We start from the raw sequence: 12,581 nt of genomic DNA, 5'->3' as shown, positions 1-12,581 counted from the left end.
TGAGGCCCCGGAACGGGGTTTGAGGAAACAGGATGAGCTTCACCGTCGCCATTGTCGGACGCCCGAATGTCGGCAAGTCCACGCTTTTCAACCGTCTGGTCGGAAAGAAGCTGGCGCTTGTCGACGACACGCCGGGTGTCACGCGCGACCGTCGCCCGGGCGATGCCAAACTCGTCGACCTGCGCTTCACCATCATCGATACCGCCGGTCTCGAAGAGGTGGGGCCGGATACGCTCGAGGGCCGGATGCGCGCCCAGACCGAGATGGCGATCGAGGAAGCCGACCTGACGCTCTTCGTCGTCGATGCCAAATACGGGCTGACGCCGCTCGACAAGACGTTCGGCGAGCTGCTGCGCCGCAGCGGAAAGCCGGTGGTGCTCGTCGCCAACAAGTCGGAAGCCAAGGGCTCGGACGGCGGGTTCTACGACGCCTATACGCTCGGCCTCGGCGAGCCTGTTCCGATCTCGGCCGAACATGGCCAGGGGATGATCGATCTGCGTGACGCGATCGTCGAGGCGATCGGCGAGGACGTGGCCTTCCCCGAGACCGAAGACGACGAGGCGGAGACGGATGTCGACGTCCGCGACAGCGTTCTCGGTGACGAGGCGGATGACGAGCCGGAATATGACGAGACCAAGCCGCTGCGTGTCGCCATCATCGGCCGACCGAATGCCGGCAAGTCGACACTGATCAACCGTTTTCTCGGTGAGGATCGCCTGCTGACCGGTCCGGAAGCCGGCATCACCCGCGACTCGATCTCGGTCGACTGGGAATGGCGGGGCCGGACCATCAAGATGTTCGACACGGCCGGTATGCGCCGCAAGGCACGCGTGACCGAAAAGCTGGAAAAGCTCTCGGTTGCGGATTCGCTCAGGTCAATCCGCTTTGCCGAGACGGTCGTCATCGTGTTCGACGCGACGATCCCGTTCGAGAAGCAGGACCTGCAGCTTGCCGACCTGGTGCTGCGCGAGGGCCGTGCCGCGGTTCTGGCCTTCAACAAGTGGGACCTCGTTGAAGACCCGCAGGCGGTGCTTGCGGAGCTGCGCGAAAAGACCGAGCGGCTGCTGCCGCAGGCGCGCGGCCTGCGCGCCGTGCCGATTTCCGGCCAGACGGGCTATGGGCTCGACAAGCTGATGCAGGAGATCATTGCGACCGACAAGGTTTGGAACAAGCGCATCTCTACGGCCCGCCTCAACAAGTGGCTGGAAGGCACGCAGATCCAGCATCCGCCACCGGCGGTTTCCGGCCGTCGCCTGAAGCTGAAATACATGACCCAGGTGAAGGCGCGTCCGCCGGCATTCATGGTATCCTGCACGCGCCCCGACGCGCTGCCGGAAAGCTATATCCGCTACATGATCAATGGCTTGCGCAACGATTTTCAGATGCCCGGCGTGCCGATCCGCATCCATTTCAAGGCAGGCGATAACCCGTTCGAAAACCGCAAGAAGAAGCGCTGACTTCAGCGCTTCTTCGAGAATCACGATCAGTGCTTGCGGCCACGAACGGCCCAGGCCCTTGCGTTGAGGGCGATGGTTCCATCGGCCGAAGTGGGCAGGTCCGCCCGCAGCCTTTCCTTCAGTCTCTCCCGCTCGGCCTCCCCAGGCTGGCGCAATAGCCGGGTGCCGGACCGGCGCCGAGGGTGAAGGGGCGCCAGAAGTCGTCGAAATCCCGGAAGGTGGTCGCGATCTCGATCTGCGTGACTTCGGGCTTTGCCAGGCCCGCTGCAGTGGCCAGTTCTAACAGGCCGTCGTTTGTGCAGAAGGGGAAGCGGGTTCCCTCGCCAAGCTCGCGGGCGGCAGGATCGAGCGCGATCGCGGCCGACCAGAAGGCCCGCATGAATTCCATGCCGCCGCCGGGATAATCCCAGACATAGAAGCCGACCACGCCTTTCGGACGGGCGACGCGCAGCATTTCCTGCAGGGCCAGCATGCGGTCCGGCACGAAATTCAGGACGAGGCCGGAGACGACGATATCCCGCGTGTCGGCCATCATCGACAGGGCCTGGGCATCGCCGGGGCGGAACTCCACGCGCCGGTCCAGAATGTCGGACCGGGCCTTCTGCAGAAAGCCCTCGGAGGGGTCGATCGCGATCACCGAGCGCGGTTCGGCATGGGCGAGGATGGCCTGGGTCAATGCGCCGGTGCCGCAGCCGACCTCCAGCCAGTCGAGATCGCTTGCAGGTTCCAGCCAGTCGAGAAAGCGGGGTGCGACGCGCCTGCTCCAGCGGCCGATATAATTCTCGTAGCTGTCGCCCGAGCGCCAGACGTCATGACGGGATGCCTGTGTCACGGTCGCCATCCATGCTTGCGTCGCCGATATTTGCGCGGAATCTAAGATACTCCGCGCGGGCCTGTATGGAAATGGGGCAGGGACTGGATACAGCCGCTGGTGAGTCTCATCCTTTAGCTGGCTTGCAATTCCAGCTGATCCGTGTTGCACTGCCACTCTGGCTTGTACGGTTGGAGGACTCGCAGGCCGGACTGCGGCGCCACGGGGCGCCGTTGTTTTGGGAGATCGCGCATCGTGCCTGGCGAAATCAGTTGCGATTTTCGAGGCGGTGCGCCCATTTGGGAGGATAATTCATGATTGTAGCAGGTCTCGTCGCAGCAGTCTGTCTGGGTGCCAGCGGTGTCGCCTATTTCCGTTGGCGCGACGGGCGGAGCGGCTGACCCGCTCGCAATCTGTCCGACTTGAGGCGCTTCCCGCAAGCGCCTCATAAGTTTCGGTTCTGGCACGAGGCCATCCTGAGCCGGTCTTCGCGTTCCTGCGCTGGAGGCTGGCTCAGGCGGCGTTCGCCTTCTTGTCCAATGCGTCGCGCAGGTCGCTCACTTCCTGGCGCAGGCGTTGCACCTCATCCGACGAACAGCCCGTGGCGGCGACGATGTTGCCGGGGATTTTTGTGCTCGTGCTTTCAGGGCGCGTCCCCGGTCGGTCAGGCGGATGATGACCTGCCGTTCGTCCTGCTTGCTGCGTTCGCGGCTTATATAACCCGCCGTTTCCAGCCGCTTCAGAAGCGGTGTCAGGGTGCTGGATTCGAGGAACAGCTTTTCACCGATACTGCCGACCGTCTGCTCGTCCTCTTCCCAGAGTGTGACGAGTACGAGAAACTGCGGATAGGTGATCTCCAACTCTTCGAGCAGGGGCTTGTAGACGCGGTTCATCGCGTGGTTTGCCGTGTAGAGGGCAAAGCACAGGAACGTGTCGAGCTTCAATTCGTCCTTCATCATCTGCCTCCTTGCCTGGCCCGCCTTGCCTTTTCGACTATGGGCAGGGTGCCGTCTTATTTCCTGAACCTATCAGATTTAGGTCGCGCGATAAATAATCGCCATGCAGGTTTTTGCATGACTGCCATGTCGGATGATCGTTTGTAAACGATCATATCGTGCGCGATATAAATTGCATGGCCAACGAGGCCGACACGATCAGGAAAGGAGACAAGAGAATGTCCAAAATTATCACAACCGTATCCGCCGCAGCGATCGCCGCTGCATCCGCCGTCGCCGCAATCGCCGCCGAACCGGTGCTGGAGCCTAAGACGCAGGCCTTCATTGACTCGCTCGCCGGTGCGCCGCCGATCTACACGCTATCGCCGAAGGATGCCCGCGACGTGCTGGCCGGTGCACAGAAGGGCGATGTGAAAAAGCTCGCCGCGGACGTTCAGGACAAGGTTCTGAATATCGGCCCGACCGGCAAGACCAAGATCCGCGTGACGAAGCCCGCCGGCGCCAAAGGCACGCTGCCCGTCATCATCTACGTCCATGGCGGCGGCTGGGTGCTGGGCGATGCGGACACCCATGATCGTCTTGTTCGCGAAATCGCCAACGGCGCTGAGGCTGCCGTCGTTTTCGTCGACTACGAGCGCTCGCCGGAAGCGCGCTATCCGGTCGCCATCGAACAGGTCTATGCCACGGCCAAGTATGTGACCGAGCATCCGAAGGAATTCGGTGTGGATGCGAGCAGGCTCGCCGTGGTCGGCGACAGCGTCGGCGGCAACATGGCTGCGGCCTTCACGCTGCTGGCCAAGGAGCGCGGTGGACCGCAGATCGACCAGCAGGTGCTGTTCTATCCCGTCACCGACGCCAATTTCGATACCGGATCCTACAATCAGTTCGCCAATGGCCCGTGGCTGACGAAGGAGGCGATGAAGTGGTTCTGGGACCAGTATCTGCCCGACGTGGCAAAGCGCAAGGAGCCGACCGCTTCGCCGCTTCAGGCATCGATCGAACAGCTCAACGGCCTGCCGCCGGCACTCGTGATCGTCGATGAGAACGACGTGCTGCGCGACGAGGGCGAGGCCTATGGCCGCAAGCTTTCGCAGGCGGGCGTCAAGGTGACCTCGCTCCGCTACAACGGCACGATCCACGATTTCGTGCTTCTGAATGCAATTGCCGAGACACCGGCCGTTCGCAGCGCCATCTCGGTAGCCAACGCAACCTTGAGGGATGCTCTGAAGAAATAGGCGGTTTGGCCGAAAGCATGCCAAGGAGACAGGGCCCGGTGTTTATCCGCCGGGCCCTTTTGCGTCAGTTTGCAGGGAGTGCGCTGTTTGAATGCGGATGGCTGGCCTGAGCCTTCAGCACATTGCCGAGAAACTGTTTCGACGCCGCTTCCCAAGTGTAATGTTTGGCCAGACGACTTGCATCCTCGCGGCGACAGTCGAGCGCTTTGAGGCAGGCGATCCGCAGGTCTTCGTCCAGCGCGCCGGCACCCGATCCTTCCTCGATGATGTCGACAGGCCCCATGACCGGGTAGGCCGCCACCGGGACGCCGCTGGCGAGTGCCTCCAGAATGGTATTGCCGAATGTATCCGTCTTGGACGGGAAGACGAAGACGTCGGCCTGAGCATAAGCCTTGGCCAGTTCCTCTCCCGTCTTCATGCCGGTGAAGAGGACGTTCGGATAGCGTTTCTTCAGGTCTGCCAGGGCAGGGCCGTCGCCGACGACGACCTTGGAACCGGGCAGGTCTAGATCGAGGAAGGCGGGTAGGTTCTTTTCCACGGCGACGCGGCCGACCGTCATGAAGATCGGGCGTGGCAGGTCGAAGGGCCGCTCGTCGCGTTCCATCGGGTGGAAGACCGTCTGGTCGATGCCGCGGCTCCAGCGCAGGAGGTTATGGATGCCAATCTTGGAAAGCTCGCGCTCGAGGCTCGCGGTTGCCACCATGCAGCCATTGCCGGCATTGTGGAACCAGCGGACGAAGGCCTGCATCCAGCGGATAGGCACCGGAAAGCGGGCCGCGACATATTCTGGAAAGCGGGTGTGATAGCTGGTCGAGAACGGCATGTTGTTCTTCAGGCACCAGCGGCGGGCGATCAGGCCGAGCGGGCCTTCGGTGGCGATATGCACTGCCGTCGGCATGGTCTTCTCGATCGCACCGGCGACCTGCGTATAGGTCGTCACCGACAGCCTGATCTCGGGATAGGTGGGGCAGGGGATGTTGGCGAAATCCTTCGGCGTGACCATGAACACCTCGACGCCCATGCCGGTGAGCTCGCGATTGGTGTTCTCGATTGAACGGACGACGCCGTTCACCTGCGGATACCAGGCATCCGTGACGATCGTGATTCTGGTCATGCGACGGCCCCAAGCCCCGTTGCCGATCCGCGGGCGACTCGCTGATAGCCCGCGTTTTCGGCTCTCTATCGCCAACTATTGTAACAGGGGGATGAAGCAGAGTGTGGGGCGTTGTTACGTTGTATACCTGGTGATATCTTGTTTCGGAAAAGGAGATATCTCATGCCGCTTTTCGTACGCGATGAGGAGATTGCCGAGATGACGGTCGAGCTGCAGCAATTGCTGAATGCTCCCACCAAAACGGAGGCATTGCGCACTGCGCTGCGCCATGAGCTAGAACGCACGCGCGCAAGGGTTCCGATGAGAGACCGGCTCGCCAAGGCGCGGGCCATGGCTGATGCCATCGGTCCATCCAATCCGAAGTTCGACCAGAAGGCTTTCAGCGACGAACTTTGGGACGATCTCTAATGTTCATTGATGCGTCGGTTATTGTAGCAATCCTCAAACCCGAAGCGGATGCAGAGGAGCAGATGGCGCGTCTCGATACGGCAGGTGGTCCATTCTACGTGTCGCCGATGGTCCGAATGGAGGCTAGCCTTTCGCTCGCGCGAGCCAAGGCCGAAGCCGTTGACGCGAAAGGAAAGCCGACGCCGGAGATACTGAGGCAATCGGGTGCTGCGGTCGATCAGCTTATCGAAGCACTCGCGGCACAGGATATTCCGATATCATCTGAAATCGGTATGGCGGCGCGGGATGTAGCTGCCCGTTATGGCAAACTCGTCGGGCACCGGGCAAAGCTCAATCTCGGGGATTGCTTTACCTATGCCTGTGCCGCCAGCGTCGGGCAGAAGATCGCCTACAAGGGCGATGATTTCATCCATACGGACATGGGGTGAGCCGGGGTCATGCCGGCAAAAGCTCCGGGCTGACCAGCGCCCCATGGTGGCGGATGACGGTGGCGGCGACGGCGGCGCCGTGGGCGGCGGCTTCTGCCGGTGATGCGCCGGTCATGAGGCGGGAGAGGAAGCCGCCGTTGAAGCTGTCGCCGGCGCTTGTCGTGTCGACCACCTTGTCGACCTTGACCGAGGGGACGTGCACCGTTGGAGAGGTGCCGAAGGCCAGCGTGATACCGGCAGGTCCGTTCTTGACCACGACGTTCTCGACGCCATAGCTGCGGTAGCGGGCGATGGTCGCTTGCTCGTTGGTGTCGCCGAAATGGGTGGCCTCGTCGTCGAAGCTCGGCAGGACGAGGTTGGAAGAGCGGGCGCCGTCCTCTATCGTCTTCAGCATGTATTCCTTGTTCGGCCAGAGGCGGGGACGGATGTTCGGGTCGAAGACGACCGTCTTGCCCATGGCCTTGGCGCGGCGCGCCTCCGACAGCAGCGTGTCAGCTGCTTCGGGAGCGAGGATGCCGAGCGTGATTCCGGAAAAGTAGACGATGTCGGCGCTTTCGATCGCGGCACGCAGATGATCGGCATCCTCGGCGAGCTTCTTCGCTGCTGCCGTATCGCGCCAGTAGCTGAAGGTGCGCTCGCCATCCTTCAGGGTGATGAGATAGAGGCCCGGCGTCTTGCCGGGGATGCGGCGGATGAGGCCGGTGCCGATGCCGGCTTCCTCCATCATCGCCAGCATGTCGGTGGAGAGCGGGTCATCGCCGACGGCGGTGAAGTAATCGATCGACCAGTCGGACGGGAAGCAGGCGCGCGCATACCAGGCAGTGTTGAACGTGTCGCCGGCAAAGCCCTTGCGCAGCAGGCCTTCGCCCGCCTGCGACAGTTCCACCATGCATTCCCCGATCGAAAGAAGCTTTCCGCCCAATTGTCGTCCTCCTCTGTTGGCTAAGTCGCATAGGCCGAAGAACGTTGTCTGACAAGAGCGTGTGGGCGTCTCGTTTGCGCGTTGTCTTTTGAGGGCAGGGCTCTAGGTTGGGCGTTGGAACAATCGGGAAAGGAGATGCAGACGATGGCGACGGAAGTGCAGAGCAAGTCGGGTGCCGACTGGTGGCGCGGCGCGGTGATCTACCAGATCTATCCGCGATCCTTCCAGGATACGACCGGCGACGGTCTTGGCGACATCAAGGGGATCACCCAGCGCCTTGCCCATGTCGCCTCGCTCGGCGTCGACGCGATCTGGCTGTCGCCCTTCTTCACGTCTCCAATGGCCGACATGGGGTATGACGTCTCCGATTATTGCAACGTCGATCCTATGTTCGGCGTGCTTGCCGACTTCGATGAGATGATGGAGGAGGCGCATCGCCTCGGCCTCAAGGTGATCATCGACCAGGTGATCTCGCACACGTCCGACCGCCATCCGTGGTTCATCGAGAGCCGCGCGAGCCGCACCAATCCCAAGGCGGACTGGTTCGTCTGGGCCGACCCGAAGCCGGACGGCACGGCACCGACCAACTGGCTGTCGATCTTCGGCGGGCCGGGCTGGGAATGGGACGGCGTGCGCAAGCAATATTACATGCACAATTTCCTGATTTCGCAGCCGGACCTGAATTTCCATAATCCCGATGTTCAGGATGCGATGCTGGACACCGTGAAATTCTGGTTGGACCGCGGGGTGGACGGGTTCCGGCTCGATACGGTGAACTACTATTTCCACGACAAGCAGCTGCGCAACAATCCGCCAATGGTCTACGATACCGACGGCGCGGGCATGGAGACGGATACCAATCCGTATTCGATGCAGAACCATCTCTACGACAAGACGCAGCCGGAGAATATCGGCTTCCTGAAGCGGTTCCGGGCGCTGCTCGACAGCTATGACGACCGTGCTTCGGTGGGTGAGGTGGGCGACGGGCCACGCTCGCTCAACACGCTGGCTCTCTATACGACCGGCAATGACAAGCTGCATATGTGCTACACGTTCGACCTTCTCGGGCCGGCGTTTTCGGCGAGCTATATCCGCAAGGTGATGCAGACCGTGTTGGACACCGTGGTCAATGGCTGGGTCTGCTGGGCGTTTTCCAACCATGACGTGGTGCGCCATGTCACCCGCTTCATCGAGGATCCGAGCGAGCAGGATCGCGTGGCGAAGATTTCCGCCTCGCTGATCTCTGTCCTGCGCGGCTCGATCTGCCTCTATCAGGGCGAGGAACTGGGTCTAACGGAGGCGGAACTCTCCTTCGAGGATCTGCGCGATCCCTACGGCATCCGCTTCTGGCCGGCCTTCAAGGGCCGCGACGGATGCCGCACGCCGATGGTGTGGGAGGCGAAGGCGCCGCATGCGGGCTTCACCGACGGCTCGACGACCTGGCTGCCGGTGCCGGCCGACCATGCAAGCCGCGCCGTCGACGCGCAGGAGAAGCTCGCCGATTCCGTATTGGCGCACTACCGCCAGACGCTCGCCTTCCGCAAGGCGCATCCGGCGCTGATTGATGGCGACATGACCTTCATCGAGACCAACCAGGCCCTGCTCGCCTTCGTGCGCGAGAAGGGCGGCGAGAAGCTGCTCTTCGTCTTCAACCTGACTAGGGAGCCGCAGAAGTTCACGCTTCCGGCCCGTTTCGGCAGCGTGATGCCAGTCGATATGCCGGGGTTCACTTCGAAGCTGGCGGGCGGAGTGGCCGAACTCGATGCGATCGACGTGTTCTGCGCACGGGTATAAGGGCAAATTTGGGGGGCGGCATGAAGAGGCTTTTGCTCGTTCAGGCGTTGACCTGCGCGCTCGTTGGTTTTGGAGGGCCCTTGGCTGCCGAAGAAACTGGCGAACCGCCGGTCAAAGAAGGCTGGGTTGAAAGGGCGTTCGAGTTTTCGGCGCCGGACCTGGATTTCAAGACGCTGGTGCCGGACGAGGCAAAAGTAGCTTTCGTGCCGATGAAGCCGCGGGAAAAAATGAGATTCGGCAGCATCAAGATCATCGGCGAGGTGCCGGTGATCGATACTGCCGAGGTACCCGTCAGGGTGACCATATTGGGTTATGACCTTCGGACATCCGGCGGTGCCGATCGCATCTGTAGCCGGGTGCAGGAGGAAGAGGGGTACAAACAGGTCGAAGAGAAGGTGACGCGGCATCGGTCCGATGCCATGTCCCTGGCATTCAAATATGTCGACGGGCTTGCTGCCGATGGCATCATTAGCCGCTGCCTGACGCGCGGCCACCAGGCTCTGGCCGTGAATTTCCTCTTCTCGCTGGCCAAGGCCAAGACGGATGAGGATCGTTCCGCGATTTTCGAGGCCGCGGAGAATTATGCCACGACGTTTACGGACAACATGGCATTCAAGAACGGCGAGGATGGCGGTTACTGGGACAGCGTGAAGGAAGTGCCTCTCAGGATCGGCGGCAAGACGATCGACCTGCGCATTCCCGACGACTGGGGCGTCCCGATCAACGATTTCGACGGGCGGCCGACCGCCGAGCTGCATATCCTCAAGCAGGATGGGAACGTGACCAAGGGCGGAGCGTGGCTGCTGGCAGCGGACATGACTGCCAAACCCGACCTCGAAAAGGTTGGTAGCGAGGCAATCCCGCTTTTCATCAAGCTTCAGTTCCAGGGACAGCAGCCCGGCGTGCTCAAACTCGAAGAGACCAGTGCCGGATCGGGGCCGAGCGGCAAGGACGCGCTGGTACAGCATTTCCTGTTTTCGCTGACGGGCGAGGATGGAACGACCCAAAGCAGTGCTCGCGCAATGATGGTCTGGCACGAGGGAGGCTCTACACCCTGATCCGCTGGTCGCCCTACGTGGAGGACGGCAGCCAGAATGCCTTCTTCTCGATGCTCCCGTTATTGACCATTTATGACAGCTTCGCCGCCACGGTTCATGATCTTGTGACCGGCGAAGGCTGAAGCGGCAGCGCTCAGACGTTTCACGCAGTGATTTCAATCGTAGCGCGAAGTCTCGTGGCCGTGCCGATATTCGATGGTATTTCAGCTCCAGGTCATATCCTTGGCAAGGAGCCGTCATGCAAGTGGATACAGTAGCGAGAATTTCCCCGGCGACCATCGAGGCTATCGAGAAAGAGGCTTGGCTCGATCTTTATGCGGCCGCGCCTGCTCACGTAAGGGGCGAGATGGCGCTGGCATCCACTGAAATCAGCTCTGCCCCGGCTATTGCATGCCGGGGCATGGCGGTCACCGAGCTCAACCGCAGTTTCGGTCTGGAGGACGCGGAGGCTCCCGATCTTGCCTCGTTAACGACATGGCTGGAAGAGAATGCTGATCCTGCTTTTGCGCTGCAGATCGCAAATGACGAGAGCACGGCGGCAATACAACGCTGGGCCGGCAGTATGGGCCTTACGCCAACGGGCAATGGATGGTCCAAGCTCGTTCGCCGTTTCGACTTTTCGAGCGAGATTCACGCAGGCGGATCGCTGCAGTCCGGCATCGAGATCGTTACCGATCCCGAACCGGCGGTCTACGGCCGACTTGTCGTGAAGGCCTTCGGATTTCCCGAGATCCTTGCGGACTGGTTCGGGGCGCTTGTCGGCCGGCCGAACTGGACGACGGTTGTCGCGCTGCTCGACGGCAAGCCTGCCGGAAGCGGAGCCCTTTTCGTCAAGGACAATTGGGCCTGGTTCGGTGTCGGCGGCACATTGCCGGAGGCCAGGCGAAACGGTGTCCAGGGGGCGCTGATTGACGCTCGCACCAAGATCGCCCTTGCCAAGGGCGCCACCCACATCACCGCCGAAACCGGCCGGCCGGAGCAACCCGATATGAAACAGACGTCGCGCGACAATTTTCTACGTCGGGGCTTCGTCGAGGCCTATCATCGCCTCAACTTCAAAAGGCCGGCGTGATCCCAACCGAGCTTTTAAAGCAAAAAGGCCCGCGATCACTCGCGGGCCTTTCGTCATTTCAGTGATGAGGCTTTCGCCGCATCTCAATCGAAATGCAGTTCGCGCTCGCCCTGTTCGTCGCGGATGCAGGTCTGCAGGCCGATCTTGTTGAGGATATTGAGGAACGGGCGCGGGGCCAGTTCTTCGACGTTTGCCATCTTCTTGACGTCCCATTCGCCCGTTGCCACCAGCATGGCGGCTGCGACCAGGGGAACGCCGGCGGTGTAGGAAATGCCCTGGGAGCCCACTTCATTATAGGCTTCCTTGTGGTCGGCGACGTTGTAGATGAACACCGTGCGTTCCTTGCCGTCCTTGATGCCCTTGACGAAGTCGCCGATGCAGGTCTTGCCTTCGTATTCCGGCGCCAGCGAGGACGGGTCGGGCAGGCAGGCTTTTACGACCTTGAGCGGCACGACTTCGGAACCGTCGGCGAGCTTGACCGGCTGTTCGGAGAGAAGGCCGATCGACTTTAGGACGGTGAAGACGTTGATGTAGTGATCGCCGAAGCCCATCCAGAAGCGCACGTCGGCGCCTTCCATGTTCTTGGCCAGCGAATGCACTTCATCATGGCCGCAGAGATAGGCGCGGCGGGTGCCGACGACCGGCAGGTCGTAGTCCTTGCCGATTTCGAACATCTTGTTGACGTTCCATTCGCCGCCCTGCCACGAATAAACGACACCCGTGAATTCGCGGAAATTGATTTCCGGGTCGAAGTTGGTGGCGAAATACTTGCCGTGGCTGCCGGCATTGATGTCGACGATATCGACGTCGGTGACCTTGTCGAGATATTCGTCCTTGGCCAGACGCGCATAGGCGTTGACGACGCCCGGATCGAAGCCGGCGCCGAGGATGGCGGTGATGCCCTTTTCCTCGCATTCGGCAGCACGCTTCCACTCGTAGTTACCGTACCACGGCGGGGTCTCGCAGATCTTGTTCGGCTCTTCGTGGATGGCGGTGTCGATATAGGCGACGCCGGTATCCATGCAGGCGCGCAGCACCGACATGTTCAAGAAGGCGGTGCCGACATTGATGACGATCTGGCTGTCGGTCTTTTCGATCAAGGCCTTGGTGGCTTCGATGTCGAGCGCGTCAAGCGCATGGGCTTCGAGCACGCCCGGCTGCTTCATCGCCTTCTTCTCGTGGACTGAGGCGATGATGGCGTCGCATTTCGACTTGGTGCGCGATGCGATATGGATGTCACCAAGGACATCGTTGTTCTGCGCACACTTGTGGGCAACGACCTGTGCGACGCCGCCGGCGCCGATGATGAGCACGTTCTTCTTCATT

At 61.4% G+C, this 12,581-nt stretch carries 11 protein-coding genes and 1 pseudogene; 7 read left to right on the top strand and 5 right to left on the bottom strand.

The features are described from left to right. Positions 1 to 32 precede the first annotated feature (32 nt). Positions 33 to 1,457 carry a ribosome biogenesis GTPase Der gene (der, locus tag N7E02_RS28840; protein ID WP_286581264.1) on the top strand — a complete coding sequence of 475 codons (1,425 nt, stop codon included), beginning with the start codon at positions 33 to 35 and terminating at the stop codon, positions 1,455 to 1,457. A gap of 118 nt (positions 1,458 to 1,575) precedes the next feature. Here the strand turns inward: der and N7E02_RS28835 are convergent, their stop codons facing one another. Together N7E02_RS28835 and N7E02_RS28830 are read right to left on the bottom strand one after the other, a co-directional pair. After that, positions 1,576 to 2,289, bottom strand: coding sequence for a class I SAM-dependent methyltransferase (locus tag N7E02_RS28835; RefSeq protein ID WP_286581263.1), 714 nt, complete (start codon positions 2,287 to 2,289; stop codon positions 1,576 to 1,578). 492 nt (positions 2,290 to 2,781) lie between these two features. Next, positions 2,782 to 3,224 (bottom strand): annotated as a pseudogene (locus N7E02_RS28830) (MarR family winged helix-turn-helix transcriptional regulator). Positions 3,225 to 3,442: 218 nt separating this feature from the next. Here N7E02_RS28830 and N7E02_RS28825 point away from each other — a divergent pair. Beyond that, a complete protein-coding gene (locus tag N7E02_RS28825) occupies positions 3,443 to 4,459 on the top strand; it encodes an alpha/beta hydrolase (protein WP_286581261.1) in 1,017 nt (338 codons plus the stop codon). 64 nt (positions 4,460 to 4,523) lie between these two features. Here the strand turns inward: N7E02_RS28825 and N7E02_RS28820 are convergent, their stop codons facing one another. Further along, the gene (locus N7E02_RS28820; RefSeq protein ID WP_286581259.1) at positions 4,524 to 5,573 is read right to left on the bottom strand and encodes a glycosyltransferase family 4 protein; all 1,050 of its coding nucleotides are present in this window, start codon (positions 5,571 to 5,573) and stop codon (positions 4,524 to 4,526) included. A 162-nt stretch (positions 5,574 to 5,735) separates the two neighbouring features. On the opposite strand from N7E02_RS28820, the gene N7E02_RS28815 reads away from it, so the two are divergent. Both N7E02_RS28815 and N7E02_RS28810 read left to right on the top strand, forming a co-directional pair. Next, a complete protein-coding gene (locus N7E02_RS28815) occupies positions 5,736 to 5,981 on the top strand; it encodes a type II toxin-antitoxin system VapB family antitoxin (protein WP_286581257.1) in 246 nt (81 codons plus the stop codon). Next, positions 5,981 to 6,409: a type II toxin-antitoxin system VapC family toxin gene (locus N7E02_RS28810; protein ID WP_286581256.1), complete on the top strand. Its 429-nt coding sequence runs from the start codon at positions 5,981 to 5,983 to the stop codon at positions 6,407 to 6,409. Before N7E02_RS28815 ends, N7E02_RS28810 begins: the two co-directional genes overlap by 1 nt. 7 nt (positions 6,410 to 6,416) lie before the next feature. Here N7E02_RS28810 and N7E02_RS28805 read toward each other — a convergent pair whose 3' ends face one another. Then, a complete protein-coding gene (locus N7E02_RS28805) occupies positions 6,417 to 7,331 on the bottom strand; it encodes a sugar kinase (RefSeq protein ID WP_286581255.1) in 915 nt (304 codons plus the stop codon). Positions 7,332 to 7,475: 144 nt separating this feature from the next. Here N7E02_RS28805 and bglA point away from each other — a divergent pair, with 144 nt between their 5' ends. The 3 genes from bglA to N7E02_RS28790 all read left to right on the top strand — a co-directional run bounded on the left by bglA (position 7,476) and on the right by N7E02_RS28790 (position 11,255). Then, positions 7,476 to 9,125, top strand: a complete 1,650-nt coding sequence (gene bglA, locus N7E02_RS28800) for a beta-galactosidase BglA (protein ID WP_286581254.1) — start codon at positions 7,476 to 7,478, stop codon at positions 9,123 to 9,125. A gap of 80 nt (positions 9,126 to 9,205) precedes the next feature. Next, the gene (locus N7E02_RS28795; protein WP_286581253.1) at positions 9,206 to 10,183 is read left to right on the top strand and encodes a hypothetical protein; all 978 of its coding nucleotides are present in this window, start codon (positions 9,206 to 9,208) and stop codon (positions 10,181 to 10,183) included. Positions 10,184 to 10,421: 238 nt separating this feature from the next. Further along, complete coding sequence (locus N7E02_RS28790; protein ID WP_286581251.1) at positions 10,422 to 11,255, top strand: GNAT family N-acetyltransferase; 834 nt, start codon at positions 10,422 to 10,424, stop codon at positions 11,253 to 11,255. 83 nt (positions 11,256 to 11,338) lie between these two features. Here the strand turns inward: N7E02_RS28790 and N7E02_RS28785 are convergent, their stop codons facing one another. Beyond that, positions 11,339 to 12,580: a saccharopine dehydrogenase family protein gene (locus tag N7E02_RS28785; protein ID WP_286581250.1), complete on the bottom strand. Its 1,242-nt coding sequence runs from the start codon at positions 12,578 to 12,580 to the stop codon at positions 11,339 to 11,341. Position 12,581 lies beyond the last annotated feature (1 nt).

The organism is Terrirhizobium terrae (assembly GCF_030323265.1).
Lineage (GTDB): Bacteria > Pseudomonadota > Alphaproteobacteria > Rhizobiales > Rhizobiaceae > Neorhizobium.
This window is presented reverse-complemented; position numbering and strand designations above follow the sequence as displayed.